Genomic DNA, 17,602 nt, shown 5'->3' with positions numbered 1-17,602 from the left:
CAATGTGGTTTGGTCAATCACAGCTGTAATCGTAAGCTATCTTCTGGGATCGGTAAGCTTCAGCTTTTTACTTGGCAAAATGATGAAGGGTATCGATATTCGTGATCATGGAAGTGGAAATGCAGGAGCTACAAATACGCTCAGAACGCTTGGCAAATGGCCGGCTATTCTTGTACTAGCGCTGGATATTGCAAAGGGGATTGCTGCCGTATGGATTGGCAGATCGCTGGGCGGCGATTCAGCCTGGGTGCCTGCACTTTGCGGTATCAGTGCAATTATAGGTCATAACTGGCCCGTTTTCTTCCGATTTCGTGGTGGAAAGGGGATCGCGACTGCCATTGGTGTGCTAGCTACCCTCTGCTTTCTGCCTGCTTTGTATGCAGGGATTATCGCGATTCTGTCTATTTTCATCACAAGATACGTTTCGCTCGGCTCATTAATTTTCGTCTTTTTGACACCATTATTTTTGCTAATTCTTCTATATCCATGGCCTGTTTTTTGGTCAAGCCTAATTATTTGTATCTTTGCATTTTGGAGACATCGTACAAATATTATGAAGTTAATTCAAGGTAAGGAGAATAAGATAGGTTCGAGTTCAGCGAAAGGAGGAAACCGGGTTGTCTAAAAAAGTAACGCTATTGGTAGCTGGAAGCTGGGGAACTGCACTTGCAAGCGTGTTGGCTGATAATGGGCACGATGTATTTGTGTGGACGAGAAGTGAACAGCAGGCGGCAGAAATCAATCTGCAGCGTACAAACAGCCGTTACCTGCCCGGCATTACTCTGTCAGATCGTATCGTAGCCACCAGTGACATGAAAGCAGCAGTAAAGGGTACCGACGCTATTATTATAGTCGCACCTTCTTCTGCAATGCGGGCTGTGGTTCAGCAGCTGAAGCCACACTACGCTAAGGATACGCTCATTATTCATGCAACCAAGGGGTTTGAGCTTCCCAGTCTCAAACGGATGTCCACAGTGATTGCAGAAGAATTGGAATGTACGGAGGGCGATATTGTCGTCTTGTCAGGACCGAGTCATGCTGAAGAAGTAGTGAAGCGGAATCCTACAACAATTGTTGTGGCAGCATTAAACGATGAGAAGGCGAATTACGCAAGGGATCTGTTCATGAATGTTAACTTCAGAGTCTACACCAACCGGGATCAAGTAGGTGTTGAACTGGCTGGAGCACTCAAGAACATCATTGCTCTCGGTGCCGGTATGTCGGACGGTCTGGGCTTTGGAGATAATGCCAAAGCCGCGATTATAACAAGGGGACTTGCCGAGATAGCGAGAGTAGGCGTCCAGATGGGAGCAAATCCGCTCACCTTCTCTGGCCTTGCCGGTGTTGGGGATCTTGTCGTAACAGCGACAAGTAAGCATAGCCGGAACTGGCGGGCGGGGTATGCCCTTGGTCAAGGCAAACCGCTTAATGAAGTGCTTGAAGCGATGGGGATGGTTGTGGAAGGTATCCGCACAACGGAGGCCGCTCATGCCATATCAATCAAATTTAATGTACAGATGCCGATTGCCGATCAGCTCTATCAAGTGCTGTTCACAGGCAAAGACAGTCGTACGGCGGTAGAAGCCCTTATGGGGCGTGATCCGAAGACCGAGATGGAAGTTATGAAGCTAGAGACCTGGGAACAATGGCATAAATAATTGAATTATTTAGCTGGCTCGCTCTCTTCCGTAGGCTGGAGCCTCTTGAATTGTGGAGTCATCACCTTTCTCTAAGACAGCTCATATGATATGTTGAGTTTTTGTCTTAAGGAGGGGAATAAATGGGAGATTTTTCTAAGGATGCTTTGGATGCAATTAACAAAAAGACCGGTAAGAAAATATCCGAAGGGGCCGTCAAAAAATTGGCCAGCACGGTTAAGCCTTCTACAATGCAAAATGAAGCCCAACTGCGGACATTAATCAAGCAGGTCTCTGCAATGGCCAATATACCGGTCAGTGAAGAAACAATTAAAGATATCGTTAATGCGGTTAAAAAAAGCGGTATGAATCCAAGCAACATGGAAGCACTCATGAAAATGATGATGAAAAAGAAATAAGTTCTAACAATCAATATAAAACAAAGAGAGAGGCAGCAGCCTGTTTCTTTGTTTTTTTCTTTTATTTGGAAGTTCAGTTCCGTTTTTCATGATATAATAAGTCGTGTTTATGGACAAACGTACCTAAATAATGTTGCAGTGAAAGGGAGCAGATCATGAGTGCAATGGATAAAATGTGGCTGTCCATTATCGCAATTTTAATTATGGGAGTATCTGTTTTTCTCATTACTTTTGCCAGAGCCAAAACTAAGGGTATAATAAAAGGGGTTTTATCCGTAATCGCTTTTATTATTATGTTAATTGGTTTCTTTAGCGGCGTAGTGTCAATCATGTAGCAGCTATGAATGATATTTATCCCTGCTATAACATATATGCGGCAAGCTTACTTAAGCATCAAGATTTGTACTTAGAGGATAAAGGGAAGGTGAGCCGATTGGCAGGGCTATTTTCACCAAATGATTGGAGTCATGATGAGGTGTTGGATAGATCTTTGAGATTGTTGATCAACATATGGAATACAAATGACCATCTCTGGTTACTGGGAGGCAGCAGCAGTTTAATGCTCCAAGGTGTTGGACTCGCTAAACCACCCAATGATATTGATATCTATGCTGATCTTCGGGTTGCCAAATTACTGCATAGACTTGCATCAGGCAGGCAAATAGACGAACAGGTCCTGGACCGCAGCGGCACCTACACTTCCCTGTTAAGCCATTATCGTATCGAGGATTCCGCTATCGAGCTGTCCGGAGGGTTTGAGATATGTACTGAGGGGTCATTTTACCGCACAGAAGTCGAGCTGCTAAGCTCATATGCAGCGCTTTACAGCGTCCAGGGAGCAGCAGGCAAGGTGAAGTTAACTCCGCTCAGTCATGAGCTGCTGTTCAATGTACTGCGCCAAAGAGAGGATCGTTACATCCCCATTGCAACAAAAATCACTGAGGACTTGAAGGAGCATCTGCCCCTCATTAGAGAGCTCATTGCGAGGAATGTATGGTCTGATCAAGATTTAAGTAGGGTAGAGGAGCTCCTGAATACTAGACTCTAAAAGCGAGTTTTCGGGAATGAAATTGCTGCAGGAAGGAAGTTAATTATGAGTGTGAAGGTAACGTTTTTGCCGGCGCGCAAAGAAATTATAGTCAAGCAGGGCACAACGTTGCTTCAAGCTGGGCAAAGAGCAGGAGTCCATATTCCTACCCGTTGCGGGGGGAAGGCAGGCTGCCTGATGTGCAAGGTGAAGGTTCAAGAGCAGGAACGCAAGAACTTGAGTAAGCCGAGTACGGCTGAAATAAACAAGTTGGGAACATGGCTGAATGATGGAACCCGGCTTGCTTGTCAGGCGGTCATCCATGATTCAGTCGTCGTAGAACTTCCAGAGGACAAATTAAAGGCCGCAATCCGCAAGCAGCTTGAGAAACAGCAGGCGGAACGTGATGAATTGTGGTAAGCCTTATTGGTACATCATTATAATGATCTAGAAATGGGATGGACTTAGCGATGTCACAGAGTCAAGTACGATTCGGTATAGGTAAGCTTCGATATGTAATTCTCGGCACACTTTTCTTGGTCTTGGTCATGCTGACAGGCTGTATGTATCCAGGGACAAGCAGTGAATCAGAACCTGTAATTGTAAACTATGATGATAGTGTTAGCAGAATACAGCATGCAATTGATTCCTTCCAGACAGACCAGCATATATTACCTATGATTACTGCAGGCAATGAGACTCCAAGGTACGAAAAGTTTCGAATCGATTTAAACAAGCTGGAGCAGCAGGGATACCTGGATGATATACCGAATACCGCCTTTGAAAAAGGAGGCAGTGTGTATTATCTGCTTCAGAATGAAGAATCAGACCCTGTTGTGAAGGTGATGGATCTTACGACGGTGCAGCGTGTAAACGATGTTCAGCGTTTAGCTCAGACGTACAAGTCTACACATGATGAATGGCCTGTGTCAGAGGAGGTATCACCCGGTGTATCTCGGGTTGATATAGACAAGCTGCAGAGCGGAGCCAGTCAATTGCAGGAATTACAGAGCGTATATTCTGGTGAAGCCCTTCCATATTTGCTCGATGAAAATGGAAACGTATATGCCGATTATGCAATTGATATCATGCAGGTAATTGAGCGGGAGAAGCTTGCCCCTTCAAAAACTGAGGATCTCAGAGAGCTGCTCACGGAGCGATCACATCATGTGCCTGTGAAATCACTGCCTTATCATTGGGATGGCTCTGCCCCCATTGCCGTACTTCAATAAGTTTATATCTGATGACCGCCAGATTGGCGGTCTTTTTTTATTGTGGCCCGAAGGAACTTTGCCGAACGTTCTAAAAAGCTGCCGAGACTCATATATTCAGTGTGGATGGACTGCAGAGGGTGACGTCTATCATCAGGGCGATCAGGTCTGATAATAGAAATTTTAGAAAAGGCGTCATACCGCAGTGGTCATGTACATACTATGATACTAGTCCAAAAGCATGTACGAGTTACGCCGCTCATCTTCTCTCTTTGATCAGAATGTGATTGTCGGCGGCGGACGACTTCCGGGCAATTTTTATAAGCTGTTCTACCGCTTACAGGGTTTTAACGTCTGATTGAAAACGAAGCGGATGCTCTTTAGCATTTTTCCTTCGGAGTATTTTTAGGAGGGGATTTCACTTGGAAAAAGTAGACATTTTCAAAGACATTGCCGAACGCACTGGCGGGGACATTTATCTTGGTGTTGTCGGCGCAGTTCGAACAGGAAAATCCACATTCATTAAACGCTTCATGGAAACGATCGTATTGCCAAACATTACGAGTGATTCCGATCGTGTCCGTGCAGTAGACGAATTGCCGCAGAGCGCTGCAGGTAAAACTATCATGACAACAGAGCCGAAATTTGTGCCAAATACGGCGGTGCAGATCAAAGTGGCTGATGGCCTTGATGTTAATGTGAGACTGGTAGACTGCGTAGGCTACGCCGTAGAAGGAGCGAAAGGCTACGAGGATGAGAATGGACCTCGGATGATATCCACGCCATGGTTTGAAGAGCCTATTCCTTTTCAGGAAGCTGCTGAAATTGGCACACGCAAGGTAATTCAAGAGCATTCTACACTCGGTGTTGTCGTAACGACAGATGGAACAATTGCCGAGATTCCGCGCGAGTCTTATGTGGAATCCGAAGAGCGAGTCATTGCAGAGCTCAAAGAAGTCGGCAAGCCGTTTGTACTGATCATCAACTCCATCAAGCCAAAAAGTGAAGAAGCACAGCAGCTTCGCGCCGAGCTCGCAGAGAAATATGATATTCCGGTGATGGCTGTAAGCGCAGCGACCATGACGGAAGATGATGTAACCGGCGTACTGCGAGAAGTGCTCTATGAGTTCCCGGTTCATGAAGTGAATGTCAACTTGCCGAGCTGGGTCATGGTGTTGAACGAGAATCACTGGCTGCGTTCGAATTATGAAAATTCCGTGCGTGACACGGTCAAGGACATTCGCCGATTGAGAGATGTGGATCGTGTTGTTTCTCAGTTCATGGAATATGAATTCATTGATCGAGCTGGGCTCAGCGGCATGAATATGGGGCAGGGCGTTGCTGAGATTGATCTCTACGCACCAGATGAATTGTATGACCAGATTCTATATGAAGTGGTTGGCATTGAGATTAGAGGTAAGGACCATCTGTTACAGCTCATGCAGGACTTTGCTCATGCGAAAAAAGAATACGATCGCTTTGCCGAAGCGCTCGAGATGGTGAAAACGACAGGCTATGGCATAGCCGCACCTTCTCTTGCTGAAATGGCGCTTGATGAGCCGGAGCTGATCCGTCAGGGAACAAGATTTGGCGTCAGACTGAAAGCAACAGCGCCTTCAATCCATATGATTCGAGTGGATGTCGAGTCCGAATTCGCACCGATTATAGGCACAGAGAAGCAGAGCGAGGAGCTTGTTCGATATCTCATGCAGGACTTTGAAAATGATCCGATCAAGGTATGGGATTCAGATATGTTTGGCCGTTCGCTTCATTCCATCGTGCGTGAGGGCATTCAAGGCAAGATTGCCATGATGCCTGATAACGCCAGATACAAGCTGCAGGAAACGCTTGGCCGCATTATTAACGAGGGCTCTGGCGGACTGATCGCCATCATACTGTAATACCTGAGCTAGTTACTAAAATAACCGAAAGGATATATCCTTTTCGGTTATTTTGCTTGTCAAAAATGGTATGATTGCTCATTGACTCTTAAAAAGGATAAGATTCTATCAATTTTAACTATATATAGCGCTGAATTCACTTGAAATTGTATTCTGACTGTATTACTATAAAGTTTGTCCGTTTAAGAGAAATATAGTCCTGCGACTAGATGCTTACTCCTCTTGGCAGCGGATGTAAATGAGCCGGGCATATAAACCTATTAGTATAAAAATAGCCTAGCCACGTATATTTTGCGGTAAAACGGAAACACAGTATAACACTTAAGATATTTCAGGAGGTGAATACACTTGAATAAATCTGATCTGATTGCACAAGTTACAGAGGCAACTGAATTGTCGAAGAAGGATGTTACGAAAGCAGTGGATGCTGTATTTGAAGCTATTTCCGAAGCTCTGCAAAACGGAGACAAAGTTCAACTCGTTGGTTTTGGTAACTTTGAAGTACGCGAGCGTTCTGCACGTAAAGGACGTAATCCGCAGACAGGTGAGGAAATCGAAATTCCTGCGAGCAAAATTCCTGCTTTCAAACCAGGCAAAGCGCTCAAAGACGGAATCAAATAAGATTTCTACATACGACCAGGTAACCAAAAAGACCGTGAATACGTTCACGGCTTTTTTCATTTAATTGAAAAGGGGCAGTGAGCATGGAAATTCCATTAGGCGGCGATTATATCGTGATTAAGGCAAAAGAGAACGGTGTGCACGTCATTGGACTGACCCGAGGACATGATACAAGATTTCATCACACCGAGAAGCTGGATAAAGGTGAAGTCATGATTGCCCAATTCACAGATCACACTTCAGCGATCAAAGTACGGGGCAAAGCAGAAGTGATGACAAAACATGGGAAGATCGAAACGGATCAATAAACGGCTTATTTTCACTCAACTTTAAAATGCAGGCATAGCCTGCTTTTTTTCTTTGTACAATGAGGTATGGGCCTTGTCTCACGAGCTCACAACAGGAAATGGGAGGCGAATTTTTTGAAGAAGAAAAAAGTCATTCTCATAGTCCTTTCCATCTCATTAAGTACACTCATGCTGCTGGCCACTTTTGTCACCATTCAAAAAGACTCCATGCAGGAGGTCTCCCGCGAGGTTCTGCAGAGCAGCAATCCGGTCAAGCTGGAGGATCATAATCTGGTCGATTACTTGCATGAATTGAAGCTTGCGGCACAGATCAGCAAAGTGAAGTGGAACAGCGGTGTTCTGACTATTGATTTGAGAGCAGCAGATGAATCGAGTGATCCATCTGATATTTATGAAGATATAGCGACGGTTGCTTCTTTTTCTTTTGAGGAGACCGTCAATGTGCAGCAGCTGATGCTTCGGGTAATGGCTGAGGATGAATGGATGGGAAGCCGTCATTTGCTGTTATCGGCAGATATTAGGCGGAGCGAGTGGAATCTTGAAGCACTGCAATTGCTCAAAACATGGAAAAGCGCTGAGCTTCCTGACGACCTCAAACAACGGTTTCATATGTCGGAAACGAATTTATGGCGCAGACAGTTCATTTTACGCTGAAAAGGGTTAATGATGCTTGTGCGATCATTTCGATCGTATGCTATAATAGATAAGATTGTGAATATATTCTATTTGAAACAATTTCATAATACCTTTAATGAGTTATGAAATTGATTCGCTACTTATTTAATGGCTCGGAGGATCAGGATGACTACATACCGCGTACCTAATCTTGCAAAAAAATATACAAACTACGATATGATTCAGCGGCATACGGAAATTCCGAATTTTCCTGATGGCCGTGTACGGCTGCTTGCGTTTTTTTTGAATCGCGGACCGGTTCGGTCAGCGGAGCATAGTGAGTTATACTCCCTTGTTACTGCCCTTGTGCAAATGGGTCTGGATACACATGAGATGATTGATATTCATGAGGAAGAGCTGAAGGAGCAGGAGATGCGATCTCGTCAGCTCAAAGTACTCGGTGGAGATTATTTCAGTGCAAGGTTCTATCAACTGCTGGCTGCAGCAGGGCAAATCTCCGTTGTCGCATCACTTAGTGAAGGAATTTGTATCGTGAACGAACGGAAAATGAATTTGTATAACCGCATGAGACGACAGCTGGTTACAGCAGAGGAATACGTTAACGAATCAGTGCAGCTGAAGAAGCAGCTGTTTCTTTCTTTTCAGAGCATGATTGCAGCTGAAGAAGTCTCATTGTTTGATCGACTGCTGAGTGCATTCAGTCTGTTTGATATGCTCATTGAGGAGATTGAACATGTGAAGGATATGGATCGTTCTCGCTATCGTCTCGCTTATTATCAAATTCTAAGCCATACGGATTCCAGTGTTAGGGAAGCCCTTTACGGGAATAAGCTTGAGCCTAATGAATGGATTCAGCTTACGCTTAAGCACAGAATACAGGAATATCTAACGGAAAAGCTGAGTCATGCTGTGAGTGATACGGAACGATTGATTCAGAATGAAGTTATTGATCAGGTGGTTGTACAGGAAATCATGAAGATGATGGAAGTGTACCGTACATATAGAGCACCTGGCAAAGTTGTTTGATAAGTGAATAAAAGGGTGGTTCGAACATGCAGCATGAAGGGGAGAATCCGAAGGAGCAGCACGTTCATTCGGTATTTCAAAGCATTGCTACTAAATACGATTTTATGAATGATACGCTCAGCTTCAGGCGTCACAAAGCTTGGCGAAAGTTCACAATGAAGAAGATGAATGTGCAGCGAGGGCAAACGGCACTGGACGTATGCTGCGGAACCTGTGATTGGACGATCAGCCTTGCAGAAGCAAGTGAAACAGGTCACATCAATGGTCTGGATTTCAGCAGCAATATGCTTGCGGTCGGACGGGAGAAGGTAGCACAGCAAGGCCGAGATCAGCAAATAACGCTCGTTCAGGGCAATGCGATGCAGCTTCCTTATGAAGATCATACGTTTGATTATGCAACCATTGGCTTTGGTCTTCGCAATGTGCCAGACTTAAGACAAGTGCTGTCAGAGATGCAGCGGGTCGTCAAGCCAGGTGGAAAGGTCGTATGTCTGGAGCTGTCTAAGCCTGCTTGGCAGCCTTTCAAGGGGATTTATTATTTTTATTTTAGACGTATTCTGCCTTTTATGGGCAAGCTTCTTGCTAAACGCTACGAACAGTACAAATGGCTGCCTGACTCTCTAGCGATGTTTCCTGGAAGAGAAGAGCTCGAGCAAATCTTCAGAGAAACTGGACTTAAGGATGTAAAGTCCTATCCGCTGACTGGCGGAATCGCAGCATTACATATTGGGAGCAAGGAGAGTCAGCATGTTTAAGAAGATCGGTATTTTTCTGGAAATGATTAAAATAGAGCATACTTTATTTGCTCTGCCATTTGCTTTTATGGGAGCCATTCTTGGCTCTACAGAGATTAATGGAAGGCTGCCCTTCTGGGCCGAGATTGGCTGGGTTTTGCTCGCGATGGTGGGAGCTCGGAGTGCAGCCTTCGGGTTAAATCGAATGATTGACCGAGTTATCGATGGCAAAAACCCGCGTACGGCTGGAAGAGCTATACCTGCAGGGCTGCTTAAGATAAGTGAGGTTGTTATCTTTGTAATCATATCTTTTATTCTGTTATTCTGGGCCGCATCACAGCTCAATCCCTTATCGGTGAAGCTGCTGCCTATCGCGGTGTTTATGCTCGTTATTTACTCGTACACCAAACGTTTTACGTGGCTGTGCCATGTTGTGCTTGGATTGACGATTGGACTAGCCCCGCTCGGCGGGTGGGTCGCTGTGACCGGAGAAATTAATCTCGATGCCATTGTGCTATACCTAGCTGCCGCTTTTTGGACGGCCGGCTTTGATATTATATATGCTTGCCAAGATATCGATTTTGATCAGAAGGAAGGCGTGTATTCCATCCCTTCGCGATTTGGAACCCAAGGTGCGCTGAATATCGCAAAATATTTTCATATTATAACGGCTATCGGATTTATTTCCTTATTTTTCATGACCGATTTGAGCTGGATATATGCAATCGGTATACTAATATCATGCGGACTTCTTATATACGAGCATATGATTGTGTCACCAAACGATATGAGCCGAGTACAGACGGCATTCTTTACGCTGAACAGCTGGGTCAGCATGGTCATTCTATTGTTTACTCTGATCGACGCGGTGGTGATCTAACCTATGAATAGATTAAGAAGACTCGCTGTCGGCATAACCGGCGCGAGCGGTAGCATATACGGAGTCAGACTGATTGAGACATTGCTTGATCAGGATTACGAGATACACCTTGTCGTTTCGAATGCAGGCTGGCGTGTGTTAAAAGAAGAACTAGGCTGGAATGTTTCGGACCGGGAAGGGATTTTGAACGAGAAGTTCGGGAACCGTCCCGGTTCTCTTATATATCATCCTGTTAGCGATATAGGAGCTTCCATTGCAAGCGGGTCCTTCTTGATGGACGGAATGATCATCATGCCGTGTTCAATGGGGACATTGTCAGCGATAGCGCACGGGGCCTCGGATAACCTGATAGCCAGGGCAGCAGATGTCATGATGAAGGAAGGGCGTCCACTCGTATTGGTGCCCCGCGAAACGCCGCTTCATGCTATTCATCTGGAAAATATGCTTAAGCTGAGCCGGCTTGGTGTCAAAATGATTCCAGCTATGCCGGCATTCTATTATCATCCTGAAACATTGGATGATCTTATCTATTTCTTGGTGGGAAAAGTACTGGATGTTCTTCACATCGAGCATAACTTGTTTAAGAGATGGGGGGAGGAGAATTGAAGGAATTACAACACGCAACCACCATCGGGAAAATAAGCTACACCAATGCATGGCCGATCTATCACTTCTTCGAGCCGGCTGCCCTTACGTATCCGGCAGAGCTGATCACCGAGGTGCCTGCAAGATTAAATGAACGTATACAAGAAGGAACGCTGGATTTAAGCGCGATGTCGTCTTTTGCATATGGGATGGCATCTGATCGATTGCTCCTGTTGCCGAATATTTCAGTCAGCAGCCAGGGAGAAGTGAAGTCTATCCTGCTATTTAGCAAGGAGCCCATTGATTCCATTGGAAACCGGACGATTGCTCTGACCAACACTTCAGCAACCTCAGTTAATTTACTCAAAGTGATTATGACAAAGTTCTACGAGGGTAAACCTGATTATATTACGATGGAGCCTGAACTTGAGCACATGATGGAGAATGCAGATGCTGCTCTGCTTATTGGAGACCATGCTATCAAAGCATCCTGGGCAGATCATCATTATTTTGTATACGATCTTGGAGAGTTATGGTACCAGTATACCGGACACAGCATGACTTATGCAGTGTGGGCTGTAAGTCGCAGCTTAGCGGATAACAATGGAGAGGCTGTTCAAGAGATTGTCCAGGCATTTTATAATAGTAAGACAGCAAGTCTGCGAGATCTGGCACCTGTTGTTAAACAGGCAATACAGCAAATTGGCGGTTCTGAAGCATACTGGTATGCATATTTCAGAAATTTGGTTTACGATTTTGGTGAAAATGAGTTGCAGGGGCTGCAACTGTATTTCCGTTATGCACATGAGCTTGGTCTCATGGAGCACGAGGTCCAGGTGGATCTCTGGAATGAGAATAAGCTGATACGGGTGACGGAATGAAACTACTTGATATTTTGACAGCACTAAAGAAGGATATTAGTTATATAGAAAAAGAATTATACCGTGGTGTAGAAACGAGTGAGCCTCTGCTTGCTGAAACGTCGCTGCACTTACTCAAAGCAGGCGGCAAACGCCTCAGACCGGTCTTTGTGCTGCTTGGGGGGAAGTTCGGAAACTATGATATCGAGGTACTCAAGCACGTGGCAGTTCCACTCGAGCTGATCCACTCCTCGTCGCTTGTTCACGATGATGTAATCGACAATGCGGAAACAAGACGAGGTCAGCTTACCGTCAAATCGAAATGGGACAACCGGATTGCAATGTATACCGGTGACTATATCTATGCACGTGCCATGTCAATTATAGCGGAGCTGCCCAACCCACTGATCCATCAGACGATGGCGAAGGCCATGGTACAAATGACGATCGGCGAGATGGAACAGATCAGGGACTTCTTTAACACCGATCAAAGTGTGCGTAACTATTTGCTGCGAATACGCCGCAAAACGGCACTCCTCATCGCGATCAGCAGTCAGCTTGGGGCGGTGGCAGCCGGTGCGGATAAAGAGGTGTGCAGGAGACTCTACAGCTACGGCTACAACGTAGGGATGGCCTTTCAGATCCAGGATGATCTGCTTGATCTAAGAGGCACAGAGAAGCAGCTCGGCAAACCGCCGGGAAGCGATATGCTTCAGGGCAATATTACGATACCCGTTATTTTCGCGTTGCAGGAAGAGCGCATTCGTGAGGATTTGCTCCAGCTTATTAACCGGATCCATGAAGATGGAGACAAGGGGTCAGTGCAAGCTGCAGTGGGCATGATTCGTGAAAGCGATGGAATGGCTAAAGCAGAGGCGCTGGCTGACCGATATATGAATAAAGCTCTTGATGCGCTGGAAGGACTTCCTGACATTAAGACGAAGAAAAATCTACGGGATATCGCTCATTTTGTTGTAAAACGTTCATATTAACCTGGCAGGAACATCAAGAAAGCAAGTCGAAAGTCATTATGCAGGTAGCTAGGGCGTGTCTTAAAACTCAGTGAAATCTGTTTTTTAGAGTTTAAGACACGCCCTGATTCTTAAACAAAGCCTGGAGGGAATAGACGATGGAGCGTACTTTTTTAATGGTGAAACCAGATGGGGTTCAGCGTGGACTGATTGGGCGAATTATGAGCCGGTTTGAAGACAAGGGATTTAAATTGGTGGCCGGGAAATTTGTGCAGGTAACCGTTGAACAAGCGAAACGTCACTACGCCGAGCATGATGGCAAACCTTTCTTTGATGATTTGGTGTCATTCATTACTTCCGGACCTGTATTTGCCATGGTATGGGAAGGTGAGGACATCATCACTCTATCGCGAATGCTCATCGGCAAGACGAATGTGAAAGAAGCGCTTCCTGGGACAATTCGGGGAGATTTCGCGGCGATCACACCACATAATTTGATTCATGGCTCTGATTCACCAGAGAGTGCGGCCAGAGAACTCCGTAATTTCTTTGAAGAAGACGAACTTGTTGCGTATGACAAAACGATTGCTGTCTGGACATAAAATGTGCGGTTCTTTTCCTAAGAAAGAAGGTTTCATGTGTCCAATCTAGAGGTTTCAACAACACCATCCGATTACATGCTATTTATTCGTAATGTTAAACAGGCCACTGGTATTGATCTATCGCAATACAAAGAAGCCCAAATGAAACGAAGGCTTACGACGCTTCGTAACAAGCACGGGCATGAGAGCTTTGCATCCTTTTTTGAGGAAATGACCCGCAACAAAGCTTTATTTCTTGAATTTCTGGATCGAATGACAATCAATGTCTCCGAATTCTGGCGCAACCGGAACAGATGGGAAGTACTTAAGGATACGATCCTGCCCAGCCTGAGCCGGAATCATGAGAAGCTCAAGATCTGGAGCGCCGCGTGTTCTACAGGCGAAGAGCCTTACACATTGGCCATGATTGTTGATATGCTGGGCTTATTAAGCCAGACAGATCTGCTTGCTACTGACATTGATGAAGGTGCATTGGATAGAGCCAGCAAGGGTGCATATCTGGAGCGTTCACTGAGAGAGGTTCCTGAGTCCGTATGCAGACGTTACTTTACCGAGGATGGGCTTCAGTATCATATTGATGGTAAGCTTAAACAGGCGGTGCGCTTCAGTAAGCAGAATTTACTGTCTGATACGTTTGAAGAAGGCTTTGATCTTATCGTTTGCCGTAATGTGATGATCTATTTTACGGAAGAGGCCAAGCATTTGCTGTATCAGAAGTTTGCCAGAGCGCTTAGGCCAGGCGGGATATTGTTTGTGGGAAGCACAGAGCAGATCTTTTCTCCCAGCCAATATGATCTCGTTTCGGTGGACACCTTTTTTTACCAAAAGTCTATATAAGTATAGTTCGAGTATGAATTGCCCTATACTGGAACTATCTGTCTGAAGACTTTTTGGAGGTAAAAGAATTGGATAAACGAACTGTAATTGCTGCATACAGACAAGGGCTTATCAATATCCGGGAATGTGCCCAAATCATTGGGCTAGATACGCTTCAAATGGAGCGGATGCTTGGTGAGATCAAGCCTCAGCCTGACTCTGATCGTCATGAGCTGTCATGGCGGGCTGGACTATCTGCTGGCAAGTCATGAGCGTACAAAGAAACGCCTGTCCTAATGTGAGGATAGGCGTTTCTTTGTAATCGTCATCCGATTAGCCGGAACAGGCGATATCAGATCCATTCTTGTCAAACAACACATGCTATACTATAATGAGCAAAGATTAAACATTTTAGCAGTTTAAAGCTTAACAGTATAAAGGGGGAACGTATTATGAGTCTTCGTTATTTAACCGCAGGGGAAACGCACGGACCCCAATTGACAGCAATCGTAGAGGGACTTCCAAGTAATATGAAAGTGGATTTTGAGGAGCTGAATTTTCAGCTGCATCGCCGCCAGAAGGGATACGGACGCGGGCGTCGTATGCAAATTGAGAAAGATACAGCTGAATTTGTTGGCGGTATTCGCCATGGATATACAACAGGAGCACCGGTTGCACTGGTCGTGGAAAATAAAGACTGGACGCACTGGCGCAACATAATGAACATTGAGCCGATTGAAGGTACTGATGAAGAGAAGCGCAGAGTTCATCGTCCAAGGCCAGGACATGCTGATCTGAATGGCGGACTTAAATACAACCTTAAGGATCTCAGGAATGTTCTCGAGCGCTCCAGTGCTCGGGAAACGACGGTACGAGTGGCGGTAGGAGCCATTGCACGTCAGCTTCTGGCTGAGTTCGGCATACAGATTGCTGGGCGCGTGCTGCGAATTGGTGAGATAGAAGCTCCCTATGAGGAACTGTCTATTGAAGAGCTTCGCAGCCGCACAGAAGCATCCTCGGTTCGTGTAACCGATCCTGAAACAGAAAAGAAGATGGAAGCTTACATTGATCAGATCAAGAAAGAAGGGGACTCGATCGGCGGTATTGTAGAATGTGTCGTGGAAGGTGTTCCTGTCGGACTTGGAAGCTATGTGCAATATGATCGTAAGCTTGATGGACGTATTGCGCAAGCCGTCATGTCGATTAATGCCTTCAAAGGTGTCGAGATCGGTATTGGATTTGAAGCGGGTACGATTCCGGGATCACAGGTCCATGATGAGATTCTGTACAGTGAGGAGAAAGGATACCATCGTGCCTCCAATCGCTTGGGCGGGTTTGAAGGTGGCGTGACGAACGGTATGCCTGTCGTTGTACGCGGTGTAATGAAGCCGATCCCTACGTTATACAAACCACTGCAAAGTGTGGATATTGATACAAAAGAGCCTTTCACAGCTCAAGTTGAACGTTCGGATGCTTGTGCGGTTCCTGCTGCCAGCGTAGTTATGGAGCATGTGGTTGCTTGGGAAATTGCTAAGGCATTTCTGGAGAAATTTGGCGGTGATTCCATTGAGGAGATCAGAGCCAACCTGGAGAACTATAACGCCCAATTGGAGCGTTACTAGTCATGAAGACGCTGAATGTGGACTTGGGTGAGCGCTCTTACCCTATTTATATTGGCAGCGGGCTGCTTGCTATGACAGGAAGCCATCTGGCTCAGCATGGGGTGAGTAGTAAGAGTCCGATCATGGTCATTACTGACGATCACATAGCTCCTCATTATTTGCAGATCGTGAAGGATTCCCTGGAGCAAACAGGCTACAAGGTTGTATCCGCCGTAGTTCAAAGTGGAGAGACGTCCAAGTCTCTCTCCGTATACACGGAAATGATGACAATGGCAATCGAAGGCGGCCTTGACCGAAGCTCGGCTATTCTGGCGCTTGGCGGCGGCGTAGTCGGTGATTTAGCTGGTTTCGTCGCTGCTACATATATGCGGGGAGTACGCTTTGTACAGATTCCGACAACAATCCTAGCTCATGACAGCAGTGTAGGGGGCAAAGTAGCGGTTAACCACCCACTTGCCAAAAATATTATCGGTGCATTCCATCAACCCGAGTTCGTTCTGTATGATGTGGACACGCTGAAGACGCTGCCTCCACGTGAAGTTTCTGCTGGCCTTGCAGAAATGTTAAAGCATGGACTAATTCAAGACGAGGCTTTTGCCCTTTGGTGTGAAGAGCATGCGAATAAACTGCTCTCCTTAGATAACGATTCACTTGTGTATGGTCTGTTACGCGGCTGTTCGATCAAGGCTGATATCGTATCCCAGGACGAAAGAGAGAATGGAATTCGGGCAACGCTTAACTTGGGTCACACGATCGGACATGCGATTGAAGCGATTGCAGGTTATGGCAAATTTCTGCATGGTGAGGCAATTTCAATCGGGATGGTTGGCGCAGCTCGGCTTGGTGTATTAAGAGGGGCCGATCCGGAGCTATACACAACGACAAAGCGCATGCTCGAATCATTGAATTTGCCTACCTCACTTCCAGCAGACATGAGTACAGATGATATTCTTGCAGCCATGATGCATGACAAAAAATTTAGAGAAGGCCTGATGGTCTTTATCATCCCGACCAAGATCGGTGAAGTTGTAGTAGCGAATGATGTTCGGGTACAGGACGTCAGGGATGTTATCGACGGGCTGAAGGAAAGAGGCGTAAACGCATGATGTACACAAGAGGTATACGAGGTGCAACGACGGTAACGAGCAACACCGAAGTGGAGATCATGAAGGAAACTTCAAAGCTGCTTCAAGAGATCGTAGAACGTAATCGGCTTGAGCCGGAAGCGATTTGCAGTGTATGGATTACACTTACCCAAGATCTTGATGCTGCATTTCCGGCAAAGGCGATCCGTGAACTGGCTGGATGGGAGCTCGTACCCTTAATGTGTTCTTTGGAGGTTCCGGTCAAAGGTGCGCTGGAGAAGTGTATTCGCTTTATGATCCATGTGAATACAGAGAAATCACAAAAAGATATTCTGCATGTATATTTAAATGGCGCGAAGGCATTGCGTCCAGATTTGGCCGCTTCCTCTGGAAGCTAAGGGGCAAATAGCACCTTGCCAAAACAGATTAAACTATGTATAGTGAACTGTAGCAGAGATGAGAAGAGTTAAGACGTTTGATGAGTAGAGCAGAGCTTAGCCATTTTCAGAAGGCTGTGGCCGGTAGTGTCTAAGGCATGACGGTAGCATGGCTGGTGAGATGGGAGAAGTCCTTGGCCTTTAAGCATAAGGCAAGGCTTTTGAAAGTTGAGAAGCATGAAGGATATAGATACCCTTATTAGCTGTAAGTACAGGATTGAGAA

At 45.8% G+C, this 17,602-nt stretch carries 23 protein-coding genes; all 23 read left to right on the top strand.

Going from position 1 to position 17,602, the window contains the following annotated elements; translation table 11 throughout:
* Positions 1 to 4: 4 nt before the first annotated feature.
* The 23 genes from plsY (at position 5) to aroH (ending at position 17,339) form a co-directional block, all read left to right on the top strand.
* On the top strand, positions 5 to 625 hold the full coding sequence (gene plsY / locus BM415_RS11305) for a glycerol-3-phosphate 1-O-acyltransferase PlsY (protein WP_091158067.1): 621 nt from the start codon (positions 5 to 7) through the stop codon (positions 623 to 625).
* A complete protein-coding gene (locus tag BM415_RS11300) occupies positions 618 to 1,658 on the top strand; it encodes an NAD(P)H-dependent glycerol-3-phosphate dehydrogenase (RefSeq protein WP_091158065.1) in 1,041 nt (346 codons plus the stop codon). Before plsY ends, BM415_RS11300 begins: the two co-directional genes overlap by 8 nt.
* Positions 1,659 to 1,780: 122 nt before the next feature.
* The gene (locus tag BM415_RS11295; RefSeq protein WP_091158064.1) at positions 1,781 to 2,056 is read left to right on the top strand and encodes a stage VI sporulation protein F; all 276 of its coding nucleotides are present in this window, start codon (positions 1,781 to 1,783) and stop codon (positions 2,054 to 2,056) included.
* Positions 2,057 to 2,211: 155 nt separating this feature from the next.
* Complete coding sequence (locus BM415_RS11290) at positions 2,212 to 2,391, top strand: DUF2768 family protein (RefSeq protein ID WP_091158062.1); 180 nt, start codon at positions 2,212 to 2,214, stop codon at positions 2,389 to 2,391.
* Between the two features lie 98 nt (positions 2,392 to 2,489).
* On the top strand, positions 2,490 to 3,104 hold the full coding sequence (locus tag BM415_RS11285; RefSeq protein WP_091158060.1) for a hypothetical protein: 615 nt from the start codon (positions 2,490 to 2,492) through the stop codon (positions 3,102 to 3,104).
* Between the two features lie 45 nt (positions 3,105 to 3,149).
* The gene (locus BM415_RS11280; protein WP_091158059.1) at positions 3,150 to 3,503 is read left to right on the top strand and encodes a 2Fe-2S iron-sulfur cluster-binding protein; all 354 of its coding nucleotides are present in this window, start codon (positions 3,150 to 3,152) and stop codon (positions 3,501 to 3,503) included.
* 50 nt (positions 3,504 to 3,553) lie between these two features.
* Positions 3,554 to 4,315 carry a hypothetical protein gene (locus BM415_RS11275; protein WP_091158057.1) on the top strand — a complete coding sequence of 254 codons (762 nt, stop codon included), beginning with the start codon at positions 3,554 to 3,556 and terminating at the stop codon, positions 4,313 to 4,315.
* A gap of 401 nt (positions 4,316 to 4,716) precedes the next feature.
* A complete protein-coding gene (gene spoIVA / locus BM415_RS11270; RefSeq protein WP_091158056.1) occupies positions 4,717 to 6,195 on the top strand; it encodes a stage IV sporulation protein A in 1,479 nt (492 codons plus the stop codon).
* Between the two features lie 348 nt (positions 6,196 to 6,543).
* Positions 6,544 to 6,816 carry an HU family DNA-binding protein gene (locus tag BM415_RS11265; protein ID WP_047911126.1) on the top strand — a complete coding sequence of 91 codons (273 nt, stop codon included), beginning with the start codon at positions 6,544 to 6,546 and terminating at the stop codon, positions 6,814 to 6,816.
* Between the two features lie 83 nt (positions 6,817 to 6,899).
* Positions 6,900 to 7,124: a trp RNA-binding attenuation protein MtrB gene (gene mtrB / locus BM415_RS11260; RefSeq protein ID WP_047911127.1), complete on the top strand. Its 225-nt coding sequence runs from the start codon at positions 6,900 to 6,902 to the stop codon at positions 7,122 to 7,124.
* A 114-nt stretch (positions 7,125 to 7,238) separates the two neighbouring features.
* Positions 7,239 to 7,778, top strand: coding sequence for a hypothetical protein (locus BM415_RS11255; protein ID WP_091158054.1), 540 nt, complete (start codon positions 7,239 to 7,241; stop codon positions 7,776 to 7,778).
* Between the two features lie 147 nt (positions 7,779 to 7,925).
* Positions 7,926 to 8,786, top strand: coding sequence for a heptaprenyl diphosphate synthase component 1 (locus BM415_RS11250; protein ID WP_170862430.1), 861 nt, complete (start codon positions 7,926 to 7,928; stop codon positions 8,784 to 8,786).
* 26 nt (positions 8,787 to 8,812) lie between these two features.
* A complete protein-coding gene (locus BM415_RS11245) occupies positions 8,813 to 9,541 on the top strand; it encodes a demethylmenaquinone methyltransferase (RefSeq protein ID WP_091158051.1) in 729 nt (242 codons plus the stop codon).
* Entirely contained in the window at positions 9,534 to 10,400 is an 867-nt protein-coding gene (locus BM415_RS11240; protein WP_091158049.1) for a UbiA-like polyprenyltransferase, read from the top strand. Before BM415_RS11245 ends, BM415_RS11240 begins: the two co-directional genes overlap by 8 nt.
* 3 nt (positions 10,401 to 10,403) lie before the next feature.
* Positions 10,404 to 11,006, top strand: coding sequence for a UbiX family flavin prenyltransferase (locus BM415_RS11235; protein ID WP_091158048.1), 603 nt, complete (start codon positions 10,404 to 10,406; stop codon positions 11,004 to 11,006).
* The gene (locus BM415_RS11230) at positions 11,003 to 11,866 is read left to right on the top strand and encodes a menaquinone biosynthetic enzyme MqnA/MqnD family protein (RefSeq protein ID WP_244533215.1); all 864 of its coding nucleotides are present in this window, start codon (positions 11,003 to 11,005) and stop codon (positions 11,864 to 11,866) included. The genes BM415_RS11235 and BM415_RS11230 overlap by 4 nt, the downstream gene beginning before the upstream one ends.
* Positions 11,863 to 12,837, top strand: coding sequence for a polyprenyl synthetase family protein (locus BM415_RS11225; protein ID WP_091158044.1), 975 nt, complete (start codon positions 11,863 to 11,865; stop codon positions 12,835 to 12,837). Before BM415_RS11230 ends, BM415_RS11225 begins: the two co-directional genes overlap by 4 nt.
* 137 nt (positions 12,838 to 12,974) lie before the next feature.
* Positions 12,975 to 13,418 carry a nucleoside-diphosphate kinase gene (gene ndk / locus BM415_RS11220; protein WP_091158043.1) on the top strand — a complete coding sequence of 148 codons (444 nt, stop codon included), beginning with the start codon at positions 12,975 to 12,977 and terminating at the stop codon, positions 13,416 to 13,418.
* A gap of 36 nt (positions 13,419 to 13,454) precedes the next feature.
* A complete protein-coding gene (locus BM415_RS11215; RefSeq protein WP_091158041.1) occupies positions 13,455 to 14,255 on the top strand; it encodes a CheR family methyltransferase in 801 nt (266 codons plus the stop codon).
* Between the two features lie 68 nt (positions 14,256 to 14,323).
* Positions 14,324 to 14,506 carry a hypothetical protein gene (locus BM415_RS11210; protein ID WP_091158040.1) on the top strand — a complete coding sequence of 61 codons (183 nt, stop codon included), beginning with the start codon at positions 14,324 to 14,326 and terminating at the stop codon, positions 14,504 to 14,506.
* A gap of 180 nt (positions 14,507 to 14,686) precedes the next feature.
* On the top strand, positions 14,687 to 15,856 hold the full coding sequence (gene aroC / locus BM415_RS11205) for a chorismate synthase (protein WP_091158038.1): 1,170 nt from the start codon (positions 14,687 to 14,689) through the stop codon (positions 15,854 to 15,856).
* 2 nt (positions 15,857 to 15,858) lie between these two features.
* Positions 15,859 to 16,962 carry a 3-dehydroquinate synthase gene (aroB, locus tag BM415_RS11200; protein ID WP_091158036.1) on the top strand — a complete coding sequence of 368 codons (1,104 nt, stop codon included), beginning with the start codon at positions 15,859 to 15,861 and terminating at the stop codon, positions 16,960 to 16,962.
* Positions 16,962 to 17,339: a chorismate mutase gene (gene aroH, locus BM415_RS11195; protein WP_091159200.1), complete on the top strand. Its 378-nt coding sequence runs from the start codon at positions 16,962 to 16,964 to the stop codon at positions 17,337 to 17,339. The genes aroB and aroH overlap by 1 nt, the downstream gene beginning before the upstream one ends.
* Positions 17,340 to 17,602 lie beyond the last annotated feature (263 nt).

The organism is Paenibacillus sp. 453mf, assembly GCF_900116105.1.
Classification (GTDB): domain Bacteria; phylum Bacillota; class Bacilli; order Paenibacillales; family Paenibacillaceae; genus Paenibacillus; species Paenibacillus provencensis.
Note: the sequence above shows the minus strand (reverse complement) of the source record. Positions and strands in the feature narration are given on the sequence as shown.